Here is a 23153-nt window from a genome sequence, read left to right as displayed (position 1 = left end):
TCTTCTGTTAATCGTGCATACTGTGCGCCTTTTGTGAGCCAGGGATTCGGGTACACATTTGTCTTATTAAACGAAAGACGAGTCTATGAGCACTGATAATAAGCAATCGTTGCCAGCGATTACCCTTGCGGCAATCGGCGTGGTATACGGTGACATTGGTACCAGCCCTCTTTATACACTGAGAGAATGTCTCTCAGGCCAGTTTGGATTTGGCGTGGAACGGGATGCCGTTTTTGGCTTTTTATCCCTGATTTTCTGGCTGCTGATTTTTACCGTTTCCTTGAAGTACATCACCTTCGTGATGCGCGCAGATAACGCCGGTGAAGGCGGGATCCTGACGCTGATGTCCCTTGCCGGGCGTAATACATCGGCGCGAATGACGTCGGTGCTGGTGATCCTGGGCCTTATTGGCGGCAGTTTCTTTTATGGCGAGGTGGTGATAACCCCGGCCATCTCGGTGATGTCGGCCATTGAAGGTCTCGAAATCATCGCCCCGCAACTTGATAGCTGGATAGTCCCTATCTCTATCGCCGTACTGACCCTGCTGTTTATGATCCAAAAGCACGGCACAGCGCTGGTGGGGAAACTGTTCGCACCTATCATGCTGATCTGGTTCCTGTTGCTGGCGGTGCTTGGCGCACGCAGTATCATCGATAACCCGGACGTGCTGCACGCGCTGAATCCATACTGGGCGGTGCACTTCTTCCTTGAATACAAAACGGTTTCCTTTGTGGCGCTGGGCGCGGTGGTTCTGTCGATCACCGGTGTCGAAGCGTTGTATGCCGATATGGGCCACTTCGGCAAATTACCGATTCGTATTGCCTGGTTCACAGTGGTTCTGCCTTCGCTGGTGCTGAACTACTTCGGTCAGGGCGCACTGTTACTCAAACACCCGGAAGCGATTAAAAACCCGTTCTTCCTGCTGGCTCCAGAGTGGGCACTGATTCCGATGCTGATTATCGCTGCACTGGCTACGGTTATCGCGTCTCAGGCGGTCATTTCCGGCGTATTCTCCCTGACGCGTCAGGCGGTTCGTCTGGGCTATCTGTCGCCGATGCGCATCATTCACACCTCCGAAATGGAATCTGGTCAGATTTACATCCCGTTCGTTAACTGGTTGCTGTACGTGTCTGTGGTTCTGGTGATTGTCAGCTTCCAGCACTCCAGCAACCTGGCGGCGGCGTACGGGATTGCCGTCACCGGCACGATGGTGCTGACCTCGATTCTGGCGACCACCGTGGCGCGTAATAACTGGCACTGGAACAAGTACTTTGTGTTCGTTATCCTGGTAGCGTTCCTGTGTATCGACATACCTCTGTTCTCGGCGAACCTCGATAAACTGCTCTCCGGCGGTTGGCTGCCGCTGACGCTCGGCCTGGTGATGTTCATGGTGATGACCACCTGGAAGAGCGAACGTTTCCGCCTGCTGCGTCGTATGCATGAGCATGGTAACTCTCTCGAAGCGATGATTGCGTCACTGGAGAAATCGCCGCCGGTGCGCGTCCCAGGCACGGCGGTGTACATGTCCCGTGCGTTGAACGTGATTCCGTTTGCGATGCTGCACAACCTCAAGCACAACAAAGTGCTGCATGAGCGCGTGATCCTGCTGACGCTGCGCACCGAAGATGCGCCGTATGTTCACAATGTGCGTCGTGTGTCTATCGAGCAGCTGTCACCGTCGTTCTGGCGCGTGGTAGCGAGTTACGGCTGGCGCGAAACGCCAAACGTGGAAGAAGTATTCCACCGCTGTGGCCTCGAAGGGCTGAGCTGCCGAATGATGGAAACCTCGTTCTTTATGTCGCATGAATCGCTGATTATTGGCAACGACCGGCCGTGGTATCTGCGTCTACGCGGTAAGCTCTACCTGCTGCTGCAACGCAACGCCCTGCGTGCGCCTGACCAGTTTGAAATCCCGCCGAACCGGGTTATCGAACTCGGCACACAGGTCGAGATTTAAGTCTACATCACATGCCCGGCACTTCTTGCCGGGCATTTTTTTAGTCGTTCTGCGCAAGCGAAGCGCCATCGGACTTAACCCTTTCTTACTGTTAATTTCACTTAGCGAAACGTTTCGTTACCGATCACACTTCTGCAACCTGACGGTGGTTTTCTGTACGCTATTAGGATTAGACTTATCTCCAGCGAAACGTTTCGCTAGTGGAGCAGAACGATGAAGAAAGGTACGGTACTCAACGCTGATATTTCCTCGGTCATTTCCCGTCTTGGGCATACCGATACGCTGGTGGTTTGTGATGCAGGCCTGCCTGTCCCGCACAGCACACAGCGCATTGATATGGCATTAACCCAGGGTGTGCCTTCATTTATGCAGGTACTGGAGGTGGTGACGACCGAAATGCAGGTTGAGACGGCAATTCTCGCCGCGGAAATCAAAACACATAATCCGCAGCTCCACGAAACGTTGCTCAATCACCTCGAGCAGCTGCAGCAACACCAGGGAAACACCATTGAAATTCGTTACACCACACACGAGCAGTTCAAACGACAAACCGCAGACAGTCAGGCGGTGATTCGCAGCGGGGAGTGTTCCCCGTATGCGAATATCATTCTCTGTGCTGGCGTCACTTTCTGAGGCCGCCATGGACGCATTACTGCAACTTAAAGGGATCGATAAATCTTTCCCGGGCGTAAAAGCCCTTTCCGGCGCTTCGCTGAACGTCTACTCCGGCCGCGTGATGGCGCTGGTGGGCGAAAACGGCGCCGGTAAATCGACGATGATGAAAGTGCTGACCGGGATCTACAGCAAAGATGCCGGTTCCCTGCATTGGCTGGGCCAGGAAGTGATCTTTACCGGACCGAAATCCTCTCAGGAAGCTGGGATCGGCATCATCCATCAGGAACTGAATCTGATCCCGCAGCTGACCATCGCCGAGAACATCTTTTTAGGCCGTGAGTTCGTCAACCGCTTCGGCAAAATCGACTGGAAAACCATGTACGCCGAAGCAGACAAACTGCTGGCGAAGCTCAACCTGCGCTTTAAAAGCGACAGGCTGGTGGGTGAACTGTCGATTGGCGATCAGCAGATGGTGGAAATCGCCAAAGTGCTGAGCTTCGAGTCGAAGGTCATCATCATGGATGAACCGACGGACGCGCTGACCGACACCGAAACCGAATCGTTATTCCGCGTCATTCGCGAGCTGAAATCCCAGGGCCGCGGCATCGTTTATATCTCTCACCGAATGAAAGAGATCTTTGAAATTTGCGATGACGTGACCGTGTTCCGTGACGGCCAGTTTATTGCCGAGCGCGAAGTGGCGACGCTCACCGAAGATTCACTGATTGAAATGATGGTCGGGCGCAAGCTCGAAGACCAGTATCCGCGCATCGACAAAACGCCGGGTGACGAGCGCCTGAAGGTCGATAACCTGTGCGGGCCGGGCGTGGAAAATGTCAGCTTTACGCTGCGCAAAGGGGAAATCCTCGGCGTGGCGGGCTTGATGGGTGCCGGGCGAACCGAGCTGATGAAAGTGCTTTATGGCGCACTGCCGCGTTCCAGCGGTTACGTCACCCTGGATGGTCATGAAGTGGTGACCAAATCCCCGCAGGACGGTCTGGCCAACGGCATCGTTTATATCTCCGAAGACCGTAAGCGTGACGGCCTGGTGCTGGGTATGTCGGTGAAAGAGAATATGTCGCTGACTGCGCTGCGCTATTTCAGCAAGGCGGGCGGAGGCCTGAAGCATAAAGATGAACAGCAGGCGGTGAGCGATTTCATCCGTCTGTTTAATGTCAAAACCCCGTCAATGGAGCAGGCGATTGGCTTGCTCTCCGGCGGTAATCAGCAAAAAGTGGCGATTGCCCGCGGGCTGATGACGCGCCCGAAAGTGCTTATCCTCGATGAGCCAACCCGTGGCGTGGACGTCGGGGCGAAGAAAGAGATTTATCAGCTGATTAACCAGTTTAAAGCCGATGGCCTGAGCATCATTCTTGTCTCTTCGGAGATGCCGGAAGTGCTGGGCATGAGCGACCGCATCATGGTGATGCACGAAGGGCATCTCGGCGGTGAATTCACACGCGAGCAGGCCACCCAGGAAGTATTGATGGCTGCCGCTGTGGGCAAGCTTAATCGTGTGAATCAGGAGTAAGAAAGATGACTACCCAGGCTGTTGCTGGTCGCCGTTATTTCACCAAAGCGTGGCTGTTGGAGCAAAAGTCGCTGATTGCTCTATTGGTGCTGATAGCCGTTGTCTCGACCATGAGTCCGAACTTTTTTACCGTTAATAACCTGTTCAACATCCTGCAACAGACGTCGGTTAACGCCATCATGGCGGTGGGGATGACGCTGGTCATTCTGACCTCGGGCATCGATTTGTCCGTCGGTTCACTGCTGGCCCTGACCGGAGCGGTTGCAGCGTCGATTGTCGGTATTGAAGTGAATGCGCTGGTGGCCGTCGCGGCTGCGCTGGCACTAGGTGCGGCGATTGGCGCGGTGACGGGTGTGATTGTCGCCAAAGGTCGGGTGCAGGCATTTATCGCCACGCTGGTGATGATGCTGCTGCTACGCGGGATGACGATGGTGTACACCAACGGCAGCCCGGTGAATACGGGCTTTACCGATAATGCCGATGTCTTTGGCTGGTTTGGTATTGGCCGTCCGCTGGGGATTCCAACGCCGGTGTGGATCATGGCGATTGTGTTCCTCGCGGCCTGGTACATGCTGCACCACACCCGCCTGGGTCGCTACATCTACGCGCTGGGCGGTAACGAAGCGGCAACGCGTCTGTCCGGCATCAGCGTCAATAAAGTCAAAATTATCGTTTATTCGCTGTGCGGCATGTTGGCCTCACTGGCGGGAATTATCGAAGTGGCGCGCCTGTCGTCTGCGCAGCCGACGGCGGGTACCGGCTATGAGCTTGACGCGATTGCGGCGGTGGTGCTGGGCGGAACCAGTCTTGCGGGCGGCAAAGGTCGCATTGTTGGGACGCTGATCGGCGCTTTGATTCTCGGTTTCCTTAATAATGGTTTGAATTTGTTAGGTGTTTCCTCCTATTACCAGATGATCGTCAAAGCGGTGGTGATATTGCTGGCGGTGCTGGTAGACAACAAAAAGCAGTAATAACTGACATAACAGGACATCTCAGATATGAACATGAAAAAACTGGCTACCCTGGTTTCTGCTGTGGCACTGAGCGCCACCGTAAGTGCTAACGCAATGGCGAAAGACACCATTGCGCTGGTTATCTCGACTCTGAACAACCCGTTCTTCGTTTCCCTGAAAGACGGGGCGCAGAAAGAGGCGGATAAACTGGGCTACAACCTGGTGGTACTGGATTCTCAGAACAACCCGGCGAAAGAGCTGGCGAACGTTCAGGACCTGACCGTACGTGGCACCAAAATTCTGCTGATCAACCCAACCGATTCGGACGCCGTGGGTAACGCCGTAAAAATGGCAAACCAGGCGAAGATCCCCGTGATTACGCTGGACCGTCAGGCATCTAAAGGTGAGGTGGTGAGCCACATTGCATCTGATAACGTGCTGGGCGGCAAAATCGCGGGCGACTACATCGCGAAGAAAGCCGGTGAAGGCGCGAAAGTTATTGAACTGCAGGGTATTGCAGGAACGTCTGCCGCTCGCGAGCGTGGCGAAGGTTTCCAGCAGGCCGTTGCAGCGCACAAATTTGATGTCCTGGCCAGCCAGCCAGCAGACTTCGACCGTACAAAAGGTCTGAACGTCATGCAGAACCTGCTGACCGCGCATCCTGATGTGAAAGCCGTCTTCGCGCAGAACGACGAAATGGCGCTGGGTGCACTGCGTGCGCTGCAGACTGCCGGTAAGTCAGATGTGATGGTTGTCGGTTTTGATGGCACTCCGGATGGCGAAAAGGCAGTAAATGATGGCAAACTGGCAGCGACGATTGCACAGCTGCCAGAGCAAATCGGCGCCCAGGGCGTTGACGTTGCTGCTAAGGTGCTGAAAGGTGAGAAGGTTCAGGCCAAATATCCTGTTGACCTGAAGCTCGTCATCAAGCAATAAGTCATCACCGATTCAGGCCAATAAGAGCCTGAGGGGACAACGTAAAAAGAAAAGTGTGGCATGCGCCACCGGAAATCCCGGTGGCGCTCTTTATCGGACACTCATGATTATGAAAACCGCAGGTAACCTCGTCGTCCTTGGCAGTATCAATGCCGATCACATTCTTAACCTTGAATCTTTCCCGCGACCGGGCGAAACCGTGACTGGCAGCCAGTATCAAGTGGCGTTTGGCGGAAAAGGCGCGAATCAGGCCGTCGCCGCCGGACGCAGCGGGGCGAACATCGCTTTTATCGCCTGTACCGGCGATGACGACACCGGCGAACAAGTGCGTAAGCAGCTGGCGAGCGACAATATAGACATTGCGCCAGTGAGCGTTGTGGCTGGGGAATCCACCGGCGTGGCGCTGATTTTCGTTAATGGTGAAGGTGAGAATGTTATCGGTATTCACGCGGGGGCAAACGCCGCGCTGACAACTGAGCGAGTCGCGGAGCAAGAAGAACGTATTGCCAGCGCCGATGCGCTGCTGATGCAGCTGGAATCGCCGCTGGAAAGCGTGCTGGCGGCGGCGAAAATTGCGCACGGCAACCAGACGACCGTGGCGCTGAATCCCGCTCCGGCGCGAGAACTGCCGGACGAACTGCTTTCGCTGGTGGATATCATCACCCCTAACGAAACCGAAGCAGAAAAGCTGACTGGCGTGCGGGTCGAAAATGATGAGGAAGCCGCCCAGGCAGCGCAGGTGCTTCATGATAAAGGCATCGAAACGGTTATCATTACACTCGGCAGTCGCGGCGTGTGGGCCAGCCAGAAAGGGACCGGTCAGCGCGTGCCGGGCTTTAAAGTGCAGGCCATTGACACTATCGCGGCGGGCGACACCTTTAACGGCGCGCTGATGACGGCGCTGCTGGAAGGCACCGAATTACCGGAGGCGTTGCGTTTTGCCCATGCGGCAGCGGCTATTGCTGTGACCCGCAAAGGCGCGCAGCCTTCTGTTCCATGGCGCAAAGAGATCGACGATTTTTTACGTCAGCAGGGGTAACGCTTGGCTACCATGAAGGATGTTGCTCGCCTGGCGGGCGTTTCCACTTCGACGGTCTCTCACGTCATTAATAAAGACCGGTTTGTCAGCGAAAGCATCACCGAAAAGGTGAATGCCGCCATTAAAAGCCTTAACTACGCGCCTTCGGCCCTGGCGCGTAGCCTCAAACTCAATCAGACCCACACGATCGGCATGCTGATCACCGCCAGTACCAATCCGTTTTACTCGGAGCTGGTTCGCGGCGTGGAGCGCAGCTGCTTTGAACGCGGCTACAGCCTGGTGCTCTGCAACACCGAAGGCGACGAACAGCGGATGAACAGTAATCTCGAAACGCTGATGCAAAAGCGCGTCGACGGTTTATTGCTGTTGTGTACCGAAACGCATCAGCCGTCGCCGGAAATCGTCCAGCGCTATCCTTCTATACCGACGGTGATGATGGACTGGGCGCCGTTCGACGGTGACAGCGATATTATTCAGGATAACTCGCTGCTCGGCGGGGACATGGCGACGCAGTACCTGATCGACAAAGGTTATCGCCGTATCGCCTGTATTGCCGGGCCGCTGGATAAAACGCCCGCGCGCCTGCGCCTTGAAGGGTATCAGGCGGCAATGGCGCGTAGTGGCTTGCCGATTGTTGATGGCTACATTATTACCAGCAATTTTGAATTTGGCGGCGGATTAACGGCGATGCAGGCATTGCTGGCGCTACCGGAACCCCCGCAGGCGGTGTTCGTGGGTAATGATGCGATGGCGGTCGGGGTTTATCAGGCGCTGTATCAGGCGGGACTGAATATTCCACGGGATGTGGCGGTCGTCGGTTATGACGATATCGAACTGGCGGCCTACATGACGCCGCCGCTGACGACAATCCATCAGCCTAAAGATGAACTGGGTGAGCTGGCTATCGACGTATTGATCCACCGAATGGCGCAGCCCGGGCAGAAACAGCAGCGTGTGCAGCTGACGCCTGAGCTGGTGGTGCGCGGTTCTGCCTAAGCTTTCTTGTGCCGCTCTTTAATCAGGTTGCGACCATCTTTCGGTTTTAACAGCATAAACGTCAGTGCCGATACCACTGTGAGGGCCCCCATCGTAATAAAGGTGTAGTGGAACTGTTCCACGGTGTTGCTACCCTCGAACCCTTCATAAAAGCGCAGCACTGCGGCACTGATGGCTACCCCAAGGCTAATAGACAGCTGCTGCGTCACGGCCAGCACGCTATTGCCGCTGCTGGCGTTTTCGTCGGTGAGGTCAGCCAGCGTTATGGTGTTCATCGACGTAAACTGCGTCGACATTGCCATTCCCAGCACGAATAAAGGCAGGACCAGCATCCACACCGGCATGGACGGCGACTGCAGCGAGAACTGTGCAATCATCAGACCGATAAACACCGTAATCCCTACCAGTGTTTTACGATAACCCAGCCAACGCAGCACCTGCGTCACCGTCGATTTCGCCAGAATCGACCCTAACGCTGTGGGTGCCATCATGCAGCCAGCGATTAGCGCTGGATAACCAAACCCAACCTGCAACATCAACGGCATCAGAAACGGAACGCAGCCGGTACCGAGACGGGTGGCGAGGTTGCCGACAATTCCCACGGAGAAGGTGCGCGTCTTGAACATCGGCAGCGCGATGAGCGGCGTGGGATGTCGGCGCGCGTGGCGAATGTATGCCAGTAATAGAAGAACACTGACCGCAATGATGGCCAGCGCCATCCACGTCGCGACAATTTTCTCGCCGAACAACTCCATCCCGCTGGAGAATAGCACCAGACTCAGGCCAAACAGCAGGAAGCCGGTCATATCAAATTTGCGGCGTGGCGTGGTGAAGTTCGGCATATATTTGCGGGCATACAACAGCCCGGCGATGCCGATCGGAATGTTAATCAGGAAAATCCAGTGCCAGCTCGCCCAGGTTACCAGCACGCCGCCCAGCACCGGCCCAAGAATGGGACCGACCAGCCCAGGCATGGTCACGAAGTTCAGAACAGGCAGAAGTTCACTGCGCGGATAGGCACGTAGCAGCGCGAGGCGGGCGACGGGCATCATCATTGCGCCGCCGACCCCTTGGATCACGCGGAAGATAACCAACTGCGTTAATGAACCTGACAGGGCGCATGCTAGCGAGCCCAGGGTAAACAGACTCACGGCAATCATAAAGATGCGACGCGTGCCGAAGCGATCGGCCAGCCAGCCGCTGACCGGGATCAGCATCGCCACCGTCAGGGTGTAACTGATAATGGCCGACTGCATCGCCAATGGGGAGCGATTCAGACTGTGGGCAATTGCGGGGAGCGCGGTGTTCAGGATGGTGGCATCCAGCGCTTGCATAAAGAAGGCCATCGCCGCAATCCACGGCAAACCGGCCATACTGCGTGATTTCTTCTCGGTCATCTATTGAGTAGCCTGAGTGTTTGGGGCCGTTAACAGTGCCTGGCAAGCCTGCCAGGCGCGTGGACCATCGCTTTCCTGAATAGCATCCACAATGGCCTGGTGGAGATCGAGCTTCACCACTTCGTTTTGGGTGATGGCGGCAAAGTAAGTCTGATAGACAGAATGAAACAGCGAAGCAAAGGAGGTCAGAAATGGGTTGGAGCTCATCGCATAGATTTGTTCGTGCCAGGCCATGTCCACTTCAATCCAGCGCTGGCGGTCAAAGTGCCGCTTCAGATGGACCATCTCTTCCATTAATGTATTCAGCCGGGCTTTTTGTTCCGCGCTGCCGAGCGTGGCCGCCAGCAAGCAGGCCTGCGGTTCAAGGCTGCTGCGCATAACAAGGAAGTGTTCTACGACTTCTTCAAAGTTACTTTCGGTCAGCCACCAGGATATCAGCTCTTTATCAAGGAAGTTCCAGTCGCTACGGGGCATCACTCGGGTGCCAATACGTGGTCGCGGCAAAACCATTCCTTTTGCGGTCAGCGTCTTCACCGCTTCACGAACGGCGGTACGGCTTACGCCAAACTGCTCGCCCAACTCCATCTCTCCGGGGAGGATGCACTCCGGCGGGTATTCTCCGGTCAAAATCTTCTGCGCCAGTTTCTCTGCAAGAACCCATGAAATGTTCTTTTGTGCCGCCAGCTGTTGCGCGCTCAAGGACATAGATGCCTTTCCTTCATATCGAATGACCTTTCTAGTATGCCATTCAGAGGCAAAATACGGCGGTAAAAACAGCAGATAGTGCAATTAATGGTGCTTTTATGAGTGGTTTGGTGAAAAAAAGGGCGAGCGATAAATTAATTCAAATTTCCTCTTGCCGTCTCGTCAGAACTCCCTATAATGCGCCTCCACTGACACGGAACAACGGCTCGCCAGCCGCCGGGTCAGAAGGGTTTCCCAGGAAATCCTGACAGAGAAAAGCGAAAATAAACGCTTGACTCTGAATGAGGAAAACGTATTATACGGGACCTCGAGTTAGCAAGCGAAAGCGCGTAACTCACTGCTCTTTAACAATTTATCAGACAATCTGTGTGGGCACTCAAAGTGACATGGATTCTTAACGTCGAAAGACGCTAAATAGAATACCAAGTCTTATGAGTGAACATACGTAATTCATTACGAAGTTTAATTCATGAGCATCAAACTTAAATTGAAGAGTTTGATCATGGCTCAGATTGAACGCTGGCGGCAGGCCTAACACATGCAAGTCGAGCGGTAACACAGGAGAGCTTGCTCTCTGGGTGACGAGCGGCGGACGGGTGAGTAATGTCTGGGAAACTGCCCGATGGAGGGGGATAACTACTGGAAACGGTAGCTAATACCGCATAACGTCTTCGGACCAAAGAGGGGGACCTTCGGGCCTCTTGCCATCGGATGTGCCCAGATGGGATTAGCTAGTAGGTGGGGTAATGGCTCACCTAGGCGACGATCCCTAGCTGGTCTGAGAGGATGACCAGCCACACTGGAACTGAGACACGGTCCAGACTCCTACGGGAGGCAGCAGTGGGGAATATTGCACAATGGGCGCAAGCCTGATGCAGCCATGCCGCGTGTATGAAGAAGGCCTTCGGGTTGTAAAGTACTTTCAGCGAGGAGGAAGGCGTTGTGGTTAATAACCGCAACGATTGACGTTACTCGCAGAAGAAGCACCGGCTAACTCCGTGCCAGCAGCCGCGGTAATACGGAGGGTGCAAGCGTTAATCGGAATTACTGGGCGTAAAGCGCACGCAGGCGGTCTGTCAAGTCGGATGTGAAATCCCCGGGCTCAACCTGGGAACTGCATTCGAAACTGGCAGGCTAGAGTCTTGTAGAGGGGGGTAGAATTCCAGGTGTAGCGGTGAAATGCGTAGAGATCTGGAGGAATACCGGTGGCGAAGGCGGCCCCCTGGACAAAGACTGACGCTCAGGTGCGAAAGCGTGGGGAGCAAACAGGATTAGATACCCTGGTAGTCCACGCCGTAAACGATGTCGACTTGGAGGTTGTGCCCTTGAGGCGTGGCTTCCGGAGCTAACGCGTTAAGTCGACCGCCTGGGGAGTACGGCCGCAAGGTTAAAACTCAAATGAATTGACGGGGGCCCGCACAAGCGGTGGAGCATGTGGTTTAATTCGATGCAACGCGAAGAACCTTACCTACTCTTGACATCCAGAGAACTTAGCAGAGATGCTTTGGTGCCTTCGGGAACTCTGAGACAGGTGCTGCATGGCTGTCGTCAGCTCGTGTTGTGAAATGTTGGGTTAAGTCCCGCAACGAGCGCAACCCTTATCCTTTGTTGCCAGCGGTTCGGCCGGGAACTCAAAGGAGACTGCCAGTGATAAACTGGAGGAAGGTGGGGATGACGTCAAGTCATCATGGCCCTTACGAGTAGGGCTACACACGTGCTACAATGGCGCATACAAAGAGAAGCGACCTCGCGAGAGCAAGCGGACCTCATAAAGTGCGTCGTAGTCCGGATTGGAGTCTGCAACTCGACTCCATGAAGTCGGAATCGCTAGTAATCGTAGATCAGAATGCTACGGTGAATACGTTCCCGGGCCTTGTACACACCGCCCGTCACACCATGGGAGTGGGTTGCAAAAGAAGTAGGTAGCTTAACCTTCGGGAGGGCGCTTACCACTTTGTGATTCATGACTGGGGTGAAGTCGTAACAAGGTAACCGTAGGGGAACCTGCGGTTGGATCACCTCCTTACCTTAAAGAACCTGCCTTTGTAGTGTCCACACAGATTGTCTGATAGATGTAGAGAAGCAAGGCGTCTTGCGATTGAGACTTCAGTGTCCCCTTCGTCTAGAGGCCCAGGACACCGCCCTTTCACGGCGGTAACAGGGGTTCGAATCCCCTAGGGGACGCCACTTGCTGGTTTGTGAGTGAAAGTCGCCGGCCTCCCTATCTCAAAACTGATTTTACTGCGTAAGCGGTGAGTCATGTTTGAGATATTTGCTCTTTAAAAATCTGGATCAAGCTGAAAATTGAAACGACACACTGTTTCCTTTCTCCGTAATAAGAAAGGAAAATACGGTGTGTTCGAGTCTCTCAAATTATTGCAAGTCGATGATGAATCGAAAGAAACATCTTCGGGTTGTGAGGTTAAGCGACTAAGCGTACACGGTGGATGCCCTGGCAGTCAGAGGCGATGAAGGGCGTGCTAATCTGCGATAAGCGTCGGCGAGGTGATATGAACCTTTGACCCGGCGATACCCGAATGGGGAAACCCAGTGTGTTTCGACACACTATCATTAAGTGAATACATAGCTTAATGAGGCGAACCGGGGGAACTGAAACATCTAAGTACCCCGAGGAAAAGAAATCAACCGAGATTCCCCCAGTAGCGGCGAGCGAACGGGGAGGAGCCCAGAGTCTGAATCAGCGCGCGTGTTAATGGAACGGTCTGGAAAGTCCGGCGATACAGGGTGATAGCCCCGTACATGAAAATGCACGCGTTGTGAACTCGAAGAGTAGGGCGGGACACGTGGTATCCTGTCTGAATATGGGGGGACCATCCTCCAAGGCTAAATACTCCTGACTGACCGATAGTGAACCAGTACCGTGAGGGAAAGGCGAAAAGAACCCCGGCGAGGGGAGTGAAAAAGAACCTGAAACCGTGTACGTACAAGCAGTGGGAGCCTACTTGTTAGGTGACTGCGTACCTTTTGTATAATGGGTCAGCGACTTATATTCTGTAGCAAGGTTAACCGAATAGGGGAGCCGAAGGGAAACCGAGTCTTAACTGGGCGTTAAGTTGCAGGGTATAGACCCGAAACCCGGTGATCTAGCCATGGGCAGGTTGAAGGTTGGGTAACACTAACTGGAGGACCGAACCGACTAATGTTGAAAAATTAGCGGATGACTTGTGGCTGGGGGTGAAAGGCCAATCAAACCGGGAGATAGCTGGTTCTCCCCGAAAGCTATTTAGGTAGCGCCTCGTGAACTCATCTTCGGGGGTAGAGCACTGTTTCGGCTAGGGGGTCATCCCGACTTACCAACCCGATGCAAACTACGAATACCGAAGAATGTTATCACGGGAGACACACGGCGGGTGCTAACGTCCGTCGTGAAGAGGGAAACAACCCAGACCGCCAGCTAAGGTCCCAAAGTCATAGTTAAGTGGGAAACGATGTGGGAAGGCTCAGACAGCCAGGATGTTGGCTTAGAAGCAGCCATCATTTAAAGAAAGCGTAATAGCTCACTGGTCGAGTCGGCCTGCGCGGAAGATGTAACGGGGCTAAACTATGCACCGAAGCTGCGGCAGCGACACTATGTGTTGTTGGGTAGGGGAGCGTTCTGTAAGCCGTTGAAGGTGGCCTGTGAGGGTAGCTGGAGGTATCAGAAGTGCGAATGCTGACATAAGTAACGATAAAGCGGGTGAAAAGCCCGCTCGCCGGAAGACCAAGGGTTCCTGTCCAACGTTAATCGGGGCAGGGTGAGTCGACCCCTAAGGCGAGGCCGAAAGGCGTAGTCGATGGGAAACAGGTTAATATTCCTGTACTTGGTGTTACTGCGAAGGGGGGACGGAGAAGGCTATGTTATCCGGGCGACGGTTGTCCCGGTTTAAGCATGTAGGCGGAGAGTTTAGGTAAATCCGGACTCTTATCTAACGCTGAGGTGTGATGACGAGGTACTACGGTACTGAAGTAACAGATGCCCTGCTTCCAGGAAAAGCCTCTAAGCATCAGGTAACACGAAATCGTACCCCAAACCGACACAGGTGGTCAGGTAGAGAATACCAAGGCGCTTGAGAGAACTCGGGTGAAGGAACTAGGCAAAATGGTGCCGTAACTTCGGGAGAAGGCACGCTGATGTGTAGGTGAAGTCCCTGCGGATGGAGCTGAAATCAGTCGAAGATACCAGCTGGCTGCAACTGTTTATTAAAAACACAGCACTGTGCAAACACGAAAGTGGACGTATACGGTGTGACGCCTGCCCGGTGCCGGAAGGTTAATTGATGGGGTTATCCTTAGGGAGAAGCTCTTGATCGAAGCCCCGGTAAACGGCGGCCGTAACTATAACGGTCCTAAGGTAGCGAAATTCCTTGTCGGGTAAGTTCCGACCTGCACGAATGGCGTAATGATGGCCAGGCTGTCTCCACCCGAGACTCAGTGAAATTGAACTCGCTGTGAAGATGCAGTGTACCCGCGGCAAGACGGAAAGACCCCGTGAACCTTTACTATAGCTTGACACTGAACATTGAGCCTTGATGTGTAGGATAGGTGGGAGGCTTTGAAGCGAGGACGCCAGTTCTTGTGGAGCCAACCTTGAAATACCACCCTTTAATGTTTGATGTTCTAACGTAGACCCGTAATCCGGGTTGCGGACAGTGTCTGGTGGGTAGTTTGACTGGGGCGGTCTCCTCCCAAAGAGTAACGGAGGAGCACGAAGGTTAGCTAATCCTGGTCGGACATCAGGAGGTTAGTGCAATGGCATAAGCTAGCTTGACTGCGAGAGTGACGGCTCGAGCAGGTGCGAAAGCAGGTCATAGTGATCCGGTGGTTCTGAATGGAAGGGCCATCGCTCAACGGATAAAAGGTACTCCGGGGATAACAGGCTGATACCGCCCAAGAGTTCATATCGACGGCGGTGTTTGGCACCTCGATGTCGGCTCATCACATCCTGGGGCTGAAGTAGGTCCCAAGGGTATGGCTGTTCGCCATTTAAAGTGGTACGCGAGCTGGGTTTAGAACGTCGTGAGACAGTTCGGTCCCTATCTGCCGTGGGCGCTGGAGAATTGAGGGGGGCTGCTCCTAGTACGAGAGGACCGGAGTGGACGCATCACTGGTGTTCGGGTTGTCATGCCAATGGCATTGCCCGGTAGCTAAATGCGGAAAAGATAAGTGCTGAAAGCATCTAAGCACGAAACTTGCCCCGAGATGAGTTCTCCCTGACTCCTTGAGAGTCCTGAAGGAACGTTGAAGACTACGACGTTGATAGGCTGGGTGTGTAAGCGTAGCGATACGTTGAGCTAACCAGTACTAATGAACCGTGAGGCTTAACCTTACAACGCCGAAGATGTTTTGGCGTGAGAGACACGATATTCAGCTTGAAACAGATTAACTGACAGACCCTGAAGGGTGTGTTGGTAAACAGAATTTGCCTGGCGGCAACAGCGCGGTGGTCCCACCTGACCCCATGCCGAACTCAGAAGTGAAACGCCGTAGCGCCGATGGTAGTGTGGGGTCTCCCCATGCGAGAGTAGGGAACTGCCAGGCATCAAACAAGTAAGAAACCCCGACCGAAAGGCCGGGGTTTTTTGCGTTTATACGTCATCAAATCCCTCTATGATCTTTGCATTCGCAATCGTAACCCCGATTATCGCTCCTGCTTAACGGCTTTCTGTTGCTCTACCCATTGCTCAACAAACTCAGCTATCTGATTGATGTTGTTGAGATCCAATAATGGGCAAGGTGTATCAATCGGTGTGTCAGCGGCAATAGCGACTACGTATTCGTCGAGAGTCAGTTCTTCAATCGTGTGAGACGTACCTTGTCGGAAGAGCATCATTTTGGCGACAGGCTCGTGTTTAAAACCTTCAACAAGCACCAGATCCAGCGTTGAGAGTTCCATGCGACTAACCAGATACTGCAGATCAGGCTCTTCCGCTTCTGGCGTTTCCGTCATTAATGCCCAGCGCTGTCCGCTGGCAACCAGCGTTTGGGCGGCACCTGCCTTACGCAGTTCATAGCTGTCTTTCCCAGGAGTGTCGATATCCATCCGATGATGAGTATGTTTGATAAGCCCCGGACGTAAACCACGTGCACAGAGTTCCGGGATCAGTGCTTTTAGTAAGGTTGTTTTCCCCGTGCCGCTCCACGCGGCAATGGCCAGAACCGGCGTCATGATTTCACCTGCATGCTTTGCAAATCGTCGAGCGTATTCACGTTGATAAATGCGTCTTTGACATCGCTAAAATCAACGCGATGGCCACCACACTGCTGAAGAAAGACCATTACCCGGCGCTCTCCTGCCTCAAGATATTTTTCCAGGAAGGGGACTACACTGCGGTTAATCAGGGAAACTGTGGGATGATCGCGTTCGCCGTCATAGGCCCATACTACTGGTGTTTGGGTTCTGAACTGCAAAAAACGGTCAGTCAGAAAATCTGGAATAAAGGGCGTATCGCACGGGCAAAAAAGAAACCACTCGCCCGGCAATTGCTGCATTACAGAGAGCATTCCGGCAAGGGGGCCAGGGTAATCGGGTAATGCATCCTCTACTACGGTATGGCCAAGGGAACGGTATATATCCAGTGAACGGTTAGCGCTGACAGCCAATGTTTCCGTTTGCATAGAAAGCGTAGCGGCGACGTGTTGCCATAGTGGAATTCCGTTGAGCTCCTGTAATCCTTTATCGATGCCACCCATTCGGCTTGCCTTTCCGCCCGCCAGCACGACGCCGGTTATCCCCTGATGCTGATTCACGAATATCGCCTCTTTTATTGTGGGTTTGACCCTGCTAACGTGTGACTGTTAAGCGTAAGGAGCAAATAAATGAAATGTAAACGTCTGAACGAAGTAATTGAGCTTCTCCAGCCAGCCTGGCAAAAAGAGCCCGAGCTGAATCTAATGCAATTCTTACAGAAACTGGCGAAGGAGTCAGGTTTTGACGGTGAGCTGACGGATCTTTCCGATGATATTCTGATTTATCATCTGAAAATGCGCGATTCCGCGAAAGATGCGGCTATCCCGGGCATTAAGAAAGATTATGAAGAAGATTTTAAAACTGCACTGCTCCGCGCTCGCGGCGTAATTAAAGAGTAAAAGCTTGTAAGAGGTGCGACCGAAAAGGCTGTGAAATGATATCCTGAATTATTCGCAGTAATTTCCGGATAATCGGATGAACGATAAGGCTTTTACTTTCCAGACTCTACACCCGGATACCATTGTTGATGCACTTTTTGATCAGGGTATTCGGGTGGATTCTGGTTTGACTCCACTCAACAGCTACGAGAATCGCGTCTGGCAATTTCAGGATGAAGACAGACGTCGCTTCGTCGTGAAATTCTATCGTCCTCAACGCTGGACCGCAGATCAAATCCGCGAAGAACATCTGTTCGCGCAGGACTTACAGGCCGATGATGTGCCTGTCGCGGCACCTATTGCATTTGAGGGTGAAACGCTGTTGAGCCAGCAGGGGTTCTCTTTTGCGGTATTCCCAAGCGTAGGCGGCCGTCAGTTTGAACCGGATAATCTGGATCAGATGGAATGGGTTGGCCGTTCGCTGGGACGCCTTCATCAGACCGGCCGCAAAAAACTGTTTACCGCGCGCCCGGATATCGGCCTGCAGGAATATTTGCTGGAACCCCGCAAGATTTTTGAAACTACGCCGCTGGTTCCCTCTTCGCTGAAAGCCGATTTCCTTGCTGCCACAGACAAGCTGATTGATGCCGTCATGCAGCAATGGCACACCCGTTTTACTTCTCTGAGACTTCACGGCGATTGCCATGCCGGTAATATTCTCTGGCGCGATGGGCCGATGTTTGTCGATCTTGATGATGCCCGAAATGGCCCGGCCATTCAGGATTTGTGGATGCTGTTGCACGGCGATCGTGCCGAACGTTTGATGCAGCTTGATACCATTCTTGAAGCCTATGAAGAGTTCAGCACGTTCGACACCGCTGAGCTTTCCTTCATTGAACCGTTACGCGCCATGCGTATGGTTTATTACCTGGCGTGGTTAATCCGCCGCTGGGGCGATCCTGCCTTTCCCGTTAATTTTCCTTGGCTTGCCGAAGAAGATAACTGGCGCAGGCAAACCCAAATGTTCCTGGAACAAGTCAAAGTTCTCCAGGAGCCACCATTACAATTAACGCCAATGTATTAACAGACACTTTCAGGAGAGAGTTAACAATGAAAAAGATTTTTCTGGCGCTGGCAGGCATGGTTCTCGCATTCAGCGCCGCCGCTGCGCAAATCACCGATGGCAAACAGTACTCCACGCTGGAGAAACCGGTAGCCGGTGAACCACAGGTTCTGGAGTTCTTCTCCTTCTATTGCCCACACTGCTATGAGTTTGAGCAGGTCCTTCACGTGTCTGATAACGTGAAGAAAAAGCTGCCGGAAGGCACCAAAATGACCAAGTATCACGTTGAGTTCCTGGGCCCACTGGGCAAAGAGCTGACTCAGGCGTGGGCAGTGGCAATGGCGCTGGGCGTGGAAGATAAGATCACCGCTCCAATGTTCGAAGCCGTACAAAAAACCCAGACCGTCCAGACTGTGGCTGACATTCGTCAGGTCTTCGTAGACGCAGGTATTAAAGGCGAAGATTATGATGCAGCCTGGAACAGCTTTGTGGTGAAATCTATCGTTGCTCAGGAAGAAAAAGCCGCAGCCGATCTGCAGCTACAGGGCGTTCCGGCGATGTACGTCAACGGTAAATACCAGCTGAACCCGCAGGGTATGGATACCAGCAACATGGATGTCTTCGTGCAGCAATATGCCGATACCGTGAAGCAACTTGTTGAGAAAAAATAAAAATAACGCCGGTCACTGACCGGCGTTATTGTTTGAGCACCCCGAAATATCGGGGGGCTCGTAGCGTAAATTCATTTCATACTTGCCGCCGCTTTCATCTCTTCGATTCGCGCATCTTTTTCCGTCCATAAGGTATTCAGCCAACGCTGAAAACCGCGCTTAAAGTGCTTATCGTTCACGTAATCGCCATGCAATTCTTGTGCGACAGGCACCAGATCCACATGTACGACAATGCGGGTTAACTTCCCGCTCAGCATATCGAAAAAGGGCGTGCGATCGTTTTCCGGATAGCACAGCGTGACGTTCATCAGCTTATCAAACTGGCTTCCCAATACGTTCAGCGCCATCGCTATCCCTGCAGCCTTCGGCGACAGTAGGTGCTTATAAGGCGAGCGGGTTTCAATGCGTTTATCTTCCGTAAATCGAGAGCCTTCGACGAAATTCACAATGGTGGTGGGATGAGTGCGGAATTTCTCGCATGAACGTCGTGTGGTTTCCACATCTTTTCCACGACGTTCCGGATGGCGAATCAAATAAGCTCTGGAGTAGCGGCGCATAAAAGGCATATCCAACGCCCAACAGGCAAGGCCGATAAACGGAACCCAGGCCAGTTGCTGCTTTAAAAAGTATTTGTTCATCGGGATATGCTTGCGGAACAACACGCACAGCACCACGATGTCTGCCCAGCTGTGATGATTGCATATAAGCAGATACCAGTTTTTCTTGTTCAACCCTTCCAGGCCTACAACATCCCACTTCAGCCACGGATTCAGATGAAGTAATAACGCAAGGCCAGAACACCAGCAGTACATCATCAGGTTGCAAAACGCCGAGACGGAACGCCATACCATGGGAATGGGAAACAACAGGTTGATAATGCCCGCCAGGATGATCGGCACGGAGCACGCAATGGTCACGATAATGGTAAGGAAGATACTCAGAAAAAGCGTCATCGCAGCGAGTAATCTCGACATAATCAGTCTATTCAGATAGTTAATTGTATAAAGTGCGGCTTAGACAGGCACAAGAGGCTGATTTTACCAGAAATCACAGCTGAAGACGGGTCTTGGCAAACTAGAAAAATATCGAATAGTTATATCCACATGGCGCAAAATGTCACCAATAGTGGGTTGAATGACGTAGATCCAAGATAACCAAATGAAAAATATAGAAAATATCGTTACATGGAATCACGTCCGGCCAGGATTTATGCGATGGAATAAATCTATGCACAAACTTATCCACAGAACAAGGTTGCGAGCGATCCCGAGGATCTACAAAACTTTTAGCTCAATAACGGCGAAAAACTCATGTTTTCGCTCTGTCTGTGGCATCCTTTACCCTTAATTAGATAAACAGGCACGGAAATTATGGTTCAGATCCAAGAAAACCCTCTCATCCTGGTTGATGGCTCCTCTTATCTCTACCGCGCATACCACGCGTTTCCTCCGCTGACCAACAGCGCAGGTGAACCGACGGGCGCCATGTACGGCGTACTGAATATGCTGCGCAGCCTGATCATGCAGTATCAACCAACGCATGCGGCGGTTGTCTTTGATGCCAAGGGCAAAACATTCCGTGACGAACTGTTCGAACATTACAAATCTCATCGCCCGCCGATGCCTGACGATCTTCGTGCGCAGATTGAACCGCTGCACGCGATGGTCAAGGCGATGGGCCTGCCGTTATTGGCAGTCTCAGGCGTTGAGGCTGATGACGTGATTGGCACCCTGGCGCGTGAAGCCGAAAAAGCGGGCCGTCCGGTGCTGATCAGTACCGGTGATAAAGACATGGCCCAGCTGGTCACGCCTGAAATCACGCTCATCAACACGATGACCAATACCGTGCTTGGCCCGGAAGAAGTGCTTACCAAATACGGTGTGCCGCCGGAACTGATTATCGATTTCCTCGCTCTGATGGGTGACTCCTCGGATAACATTCCTGGCGTTCCAGGCGTGGGCGAGAAAACGGCACAGGCGCTGCTGCAAGGTTTGGGCGGTCTGGATACGCTGTACGCCGAGCCGGAGAAAATCGCCGGGCTCACCTTCCGTGGCGCGAAAACCATGGCCGCGAAGCTTGAGCTGAACAAAGAGATGGCTTATCTCTCTTACAAGCTTGCGACCATCAAAACCGACGTTGAGCTGGAATTAACCTGCGATCAGCTTGTGGTTCAGGAGCCAGTGGCCGATGAACTGCTTAGCATGTTTAAGCAGTATGAGTTCAAGCGTTGGATTACGGATGTTGAAGCCGGGAAATGGATGCAGGCCAAAGGTGGCAAACCATCGGCAAAACCGCTGGCTGCGCCCGCCGCTGCGGTGGAAGAAGAACCTGAAGAGCCAGCAACTGCGCTCTCTTCGGAAAACTACGTCACTATTCTCGATGAAGCCACGCTCACTCAGTGGATCGAGAAGCTGAAGAAAGCGCCGGTCTTTGCGTTTGATACTGAAACCGACAGCCTCGACAACATCTCTGCCAATATGGTCGGTCTGTCGTTTGCCGCAGAGCCGGGCGAAGCCGCCTACGTTCCGGTCGCGCATGATTATATCGACGCGCCGGAGCAACTCTCACTCGAGCGCGTGCTGGAGTTGATGAAACCGCTGCTGGAAGATGATAACTCTCTGAAAGTCGGCCAGAACCTGAAATACGATCGCGGTATCCTGGCGAATTACGGCATTGAACTGCGCGGTATTGCGTTCGATACCATGCTGGAATCCTACACGCTCGACAGCGTGGCCGGGCGTCATGACATGGACAGCCTCTCTGACCGTTGGTTAAAACATAAAACTATCACTTTCGAAGAAATCGCCGGTAAGGGAAAAAATCAGCTCACCTTTAATCAGATTGCCCTCGAAGAAGCGGGTCGTTATGCGGCAGAAGACGCCGACGTCACGCTGCAGCTGCATCTGAAAATGTGGCCAAAACTGCAAAAGCAGGAAGGTCCGCTGAATGTTTTCCAGCATATCGAAATGCCGTTAGTGCCTGTTCTTTCACGCGTGGAGCGCAATGGAGTCAATATCGACCCGGACGTGCTGCATAACCATTCGGCGGAGCTTTCCACGCGTCTGATTGAGCTTGAGCAAAAAGCCCACGAGATAGCGGGTGAGGCGTTTAATCTGTCCTCACCAAAACAGCTGCAAACCATTCTGTTTGAAAAGCAGGGTATTAAGCCGCTGAAGAAAACCCCAGGTGGCGCGCCGTCAACTTCTGAAGAAGTACTGGAAGAGCTGGCGCTGGATTATCCGCTGCCGAAAGTTATCCTTGAATATCGCGGGTTGGCGAAGCTGAAATCGACCTACACCGACAAACTGCCGCTGATGATCAATGCTAAAACGGGCCGCGTGCACACTTCCTACCATCAGGCGGTTGCGGCGACGGGGCGTTTGTCTTCGACCGAGCCGAACCTGCAAAACATTCCGGTGCGTAATGAAGAAGGGCGCCGTATTCGTCAGGCGTTTGTCGCACCAGAGGACTATCTAATTGTTTCTGCGGACTACTCGCAAATTGAGCTGCGCATCATGGCGCACCTTTCCCGCGATAAAGGCCTGCTGACGGCCTTTGCCGAAGGCAAAGACATTCACCGAGCTACCGCGGCGGAAGTTTTTGGTCTGCCATTAGATAGCGTCAGTAACGAACAGCGTCGCAGCGCGAAGGCGATCAACTTCGGCCTGATTTATGGCATGAGCGCGTTCGGGCTATCCCGTCAGCTGAATATTCCGCGTAAAGAGTCCCAGAAATACATGGATCTCTACTTTGAGCGTTATCCGGGCGTGCGTGAATATATGGAACGTACGCGTGAGCAGGCTAAAGAGCAGGGTTACGTTGAAACGCTGGAAGGGCGCCGTCTGTATCTGCCGGACATCAAATCCAGCAATGCAGCACGTCGTGCAGGTGCTGAACGTGCGGCGATTAACGCCCCGATGCAGGGCACGGCGGCAGATATCATCAAACGTGCGATGATTGCGGTCGACGCCTGGTTGCTGAAAGAGCAGCCGCGCGTACGAATGATCATGCAGGTGCACGATGAACTGGTGTTCGAAGTGCATAAAGACGATCTCGATGCGGTTACGAAGAAAGTCCATGAGCTGATGGAAAATAGCACGACGCTCGATGTTCCATTGCTGGTGGAAGTGGGCAGCGGTGTTAACTGGGATCAGGCGCATTAAGCGTCTGACTCAGGCTGAATATTCGCCAGAATACGCGTTTTCAAGCCCAGTGATTTCGTCGG

General features: G+C 53.2%; 16 protein-coding genes, 1 tRNA gene and 3 rRNA genes. 15 read left to right on the top strand and 5 right to left on the bottom strand.

Annotated elements, in window-relative coordinates:
* The first annotated feature begins 85 nt into the window (after window positions 1-85).
* From kup to rbsR, 7 genes are all read left to right on the top strand, one after another.
* Complete coding sequence (gene kup / locus A8O29_RS22400) at window positions 86-1957, top strand: low affinity potassium transporter Kup (protein WP_133462506.1); 1872 nt, start codon at window positions 86-88, stop codon at window positions 1955-1957.
* 213 nt (window positions 1958-2170) lie between these two features.
* A complete protein-coding gene (gene rbsD, locus A8O29_RS22395; protein WP_125353626.1) occupies window positions 2171-2590 on the top strand; it encodes a D-ribose pyranase in 420 nt (139 codons plus the stop codon).
* Between the two features lie 7 nt (window positions 2591-2597).
* Window positions 2598-4103: a ribose ABC transporter ATP-binding protein RbsA gene (gene rbsA, locus A8O29_RS22390; protein ID WP_125353633.1), complete on the top strand. Its 1506-nt coding sequence runs from the start codon at window positions 2598-2600 to the stop codon at window positions 4101-4103.
* A 5-nt stretch (window positions 4104-4108) separates the two neighbouring features.
* On the top strand, window positions 4109-5074 hold the full coding sequence (rbsC, locus tag A8O29_RS22385) for a ribose ABC transporter permease (protein WP_125353627.1): 966 nt from the start codon (window positions 4109-4111) through the stop codon (window positions 5072-5074).
* 27 nt (window positions 5075-5101) lie between these two features.
* Window positions 5102-5992 (top strand): ribose ABC transporter substrate-binding protein RbsB, encoded by an 891-nt coding sequence (gene rbsB, locus A8O29_RS22380; RefSeq protein ID WP_125353628.1) that lies wholly within the window; start codon window positions 5102-5104, stop codon window positions 5990-5992.
* Between the two features lie 109 nt (window positions 5993-6101).
* On the top strand, window positions 6102-7031 hold the full coding sequence (rbsK, locus tag A8O29_RS22375; RefSeq protein ID WP_125353634.1) for a ribokinase: 930 nt from the start codon (window positions 6102-6104) through the stop codon (window positions 7029-7031).
* Between the two features lie 3 nt (window positions 7032-7034).
* Entirely contained in the window at window positions 7035-8027 is a 993-nt protein-coding gene (gene rbsR, locus A8O29_RS22370) for a ribose operon transcriptional repressor RbsR (RefSeq protein ID WP_125353629.1), read from the top strand.
* Here the strand turns inward: rbsR and mdtD are convergent.
* Entirely contained in the window at window positions 8024-9424 is a 1401-nt protein-coding gene (gene mdtD / locus A8O29_RS22365; RefSeq protein ID WP_125353630.1) for a multidrug transporter subunit MdtD, read from the bottom strand. The genes rbsR and mdtD overlap by 4 nt on opposite strands.
* Entirely contained in the window at window positions 9425-10129 is a 705-nt protein-coding gene (locus A8O29_RS22360) for a FadR/GntR family transcriptional regulator (protein ID WP_110512409.1), read from the bottom strand. It lies immediately after the preceding gene.
* A gap of 484 nt (window positions 10130-10613) precedes the next feature.
* Here A8O29_RS22360 and A8O29_RS22355 point away from each other — a divergent pair.
* The 4 genes from A8O29_RS22355 (at window position 10614) to rrf (ending at window position 15667) form a co-directional block, all read left to right on the top strand.
* Window positions 10614-12155, top strand: a 16S ribosomal RNA gene (locus tag A8O29_RS22355).
* Window positions 12156-12240: 85 nt separating this feature from the next.
* A tRNA-Glu gene (locus tag A8O29_RS22350) sits at window positions 12241-12316 on the top strand.
* 233 nt (window positions 12317-12549) lie between these two features.
* Window positions 12550-15455 (top strand): 23S ribosomal RNA (locus A8O29_RS22345).
* A gap of 96 nt (window positions 15456-15551) precedes the next feature.
* Window positions 15552-15667, top strand: a 5S ribosomal RNA gene (gene rrf / locus A8O29_RS22340).
* Together the 16S, 23S and 5S rRNA genes with 1 tRNA gene alongside form the textbook arrangement of a ribosomal RNA operon.
* Before the next feature lie 100 nt (window positions 15668-15767).
* Here the strand turns inward: rrf and mobB are convergent.
* Both mobB and mobA read right to left on the bottom strand, forming a co-directional pair.
* Window positions 15768-16295, bottom strand: a complete 528-nt coding sequence (gene mobB / locus A8O29_RS22335) for a molybdopterin-guanine dinucleotide biosynthesis protein MobB (RefSeq protein ID WP_125355483.1) — start codon at window positions 16293-16295, stop codon at window positions 15768-15770.
* Entirely contained in the window at window positions 16292-16876 is a 585-nt protein-coding gene (gene mobA / locus A8O29_RS22330; RefSeq protein WP_125355481.1) for a molybdenum cofactor guanylyltransferase MobA, read from the bottom strand. Before mobA ends, mobB begins: the two co-directional genes overlap by 4 nt.
* Before the next feature lie 69 nt (window positions 16877-16945).
* On the opposite strand from mobA, the gene A8O29_RS22325 reads away from it, so the two are divergent.
* From A8O29_RS22325 to dsbA, 3 genes are all read left to right on the top strand, one after another.
* Complete coding sequence (locus A8O29_RS22325) at window positions 16946-17215, top strand: YihD family protein (protein ID WP_110511913.1); 270 nt, start codon at window positions 16946-16948, stop codon at window positions 17213-17215.
* Between the two features lie 76 nt (window positions 17216-17291).
* A complete protein-coding gene (locus tag A8O29_RS22320) occupies window positions 17292-18278 on the top strand; it encodes a serine/threonine protein kinase (protein ID WP_125355479.1) in 987 nt (328 codons plus the stop codon).
* 26 nt (window positions 18279-18304) lie between these two features.
* A complete protein-coding gene (dsbA, locus tag A8O29_RS22315) occupies window positions 18305-18928 on the top strand; it encodes a thiol:disulfide interchange protein DsbA (protein WP_125355477.1) in 624 nt (207 codons plus the stop codon).
* 71 nt (window positions 18929-18999) lie between these two features.
* On the opposite strand, the gene A8O29_RS22310 is transcribed toward dsbA, so the two are convergent.
* The gene (locus tag A8O29_RS22310; RefSeq protein WP_125355475.1) at window positions 19000-19902 is read right to left on the bottom strand and encodes an acyltransferase; all 903 of its coding nucleotides are present in this window, start codon (window positions 19900-19902) and stop codon (window positions 19000-19002) included.
* A gap of 396 nt (window positions 19903-20298) precedes the next feature.
* On the opposite strand from A8O29_RS22310, the gene polA reads away from it, so the two are divergent.
* Window positions 20299-23091 (top strand): DNA polymerase I, encoded by a 2793-nt coding sequence (gene polA, locus A8O29_RS22305; protein ID WP_174081422.1) that lies wholly within the window; start codon window positions 20299-20301, stop codon window positions 23089-23091.
* The last annotated feature ends 62 nt before the right edge of the window (window positions 23092-23153 follow it).

The sequence above is a fragment of the Scandinavium goeteborgense genome (assembly GCF_003935895.2).
In the GTDB taxonomy this organism is placed as follows: Bacteria; Pseudomonadota; Gammaproteobacteria; order Enterobacterales; family Enterobacteriaceae; genus Scandinavium; species Scandinavium goeteborgense.
Note: the sequence above shows the minus strand (reverse complement) of the source record. Positions and strands in the feature narration are given on the sequence as shown.

Excerpts from the sequence above, each read along its gene's own strand:
- rbsB (WP_125353628.1), top strand. The coding sequence starts at position 5,102 with ATGAACATGAAAAAACTGGCTACCCTGGTTTCTGCTGTGGCACTGAGC.
- rbsD (WP_125353626.1), top strand. The coding sequence starts at position 2,171 with ATGAAGAAAGGTACGGTACTCAACGCTGATATTTCCTCGGTCATTTCC.
- A8O29_RS22320 (WP_125355479.1), top strand. The coding sequence starts at position 17,292 with ATGAACGATAAGGCTTTTACTTTCCAGACTCTACACCCGGATACCATT.
- A8O29_RS22310 (WP_125355475.1), bottom strand. The coding sequence starts at position 19,902 with ATGTCGAGATTACTCGCTGCGATGACGCTTTTTCTGAGTATCTTCCTT.
- mobB (WP_125355483.1), bottom strand. The coding sequence starts at position 16,295 with ATGACGCCGGTTCTGGCCATTGCCGCGTGGAGCGGCACGGGGAAAACA.
- rbsK (WP_125353634.1), top strand. The coding sequence starts at position 6,102 with ATGAAAACCGCAGGTAACCTCGTCGTCCTTGGCAGTATCAATGCCGAT.
- rbsC (WP_125353627.1), top strand. The coding sequence starts at position 4,109 with ATGACTACCCAGGCTGTTGCTGGTCGCCGTTATTTCACCAAAGCGTGG.
- kup (WP_133462506.1), top strand. The coding sequence starts at position 86 with ATGAGCACTGATAATAAGCAATCGTTGCCAGCGATTACCCTTGCGGCA.
- dsbA (WP_125355477.1), top strand. The coding sequence starts at position 18,305 with ATGAAAAAGATTTTTCTGGCGCTGGCAGGCATGGTTCTCGCATTCAGC.
- rbsA (WP_125353633.1), top strand. The coding sequence starts at position 2,598 with ATGGACGCATTACTGCAACTTAAAGGGATCGATAAATCTTTCCCGGGC.
- A8O29_RS22360 (WP_110512409.1), bottom strand. The coding sequence starts at position 10,129 with ATGTCCTTGAGCGCGCAACAGCTGGCGGCACAAAAGAACATTTCATGG.
- polA (WP_174081422.1), top strand. The coding sequence starts at position 20,299 with ATGGTTCAGATCCAAGAAAACCCTCTCATCCTGGTTGATGGCTCCTCT.
- mdtD (WP_125353630.1), bottom strand. The coding sequence starts at position 9,424 with ATGACCGAGAAGAAATCACGCAGTATGGCCGGTTTGCCGTGGATTGCG.
- A8O29_RS22325 (WP_110511913.1), top strand. The coding sequence starts at position 16,946 with ATGAAATGTAAACGTCTGAACGAAGTAATTGAGCTTCTCCAGCCAGCC.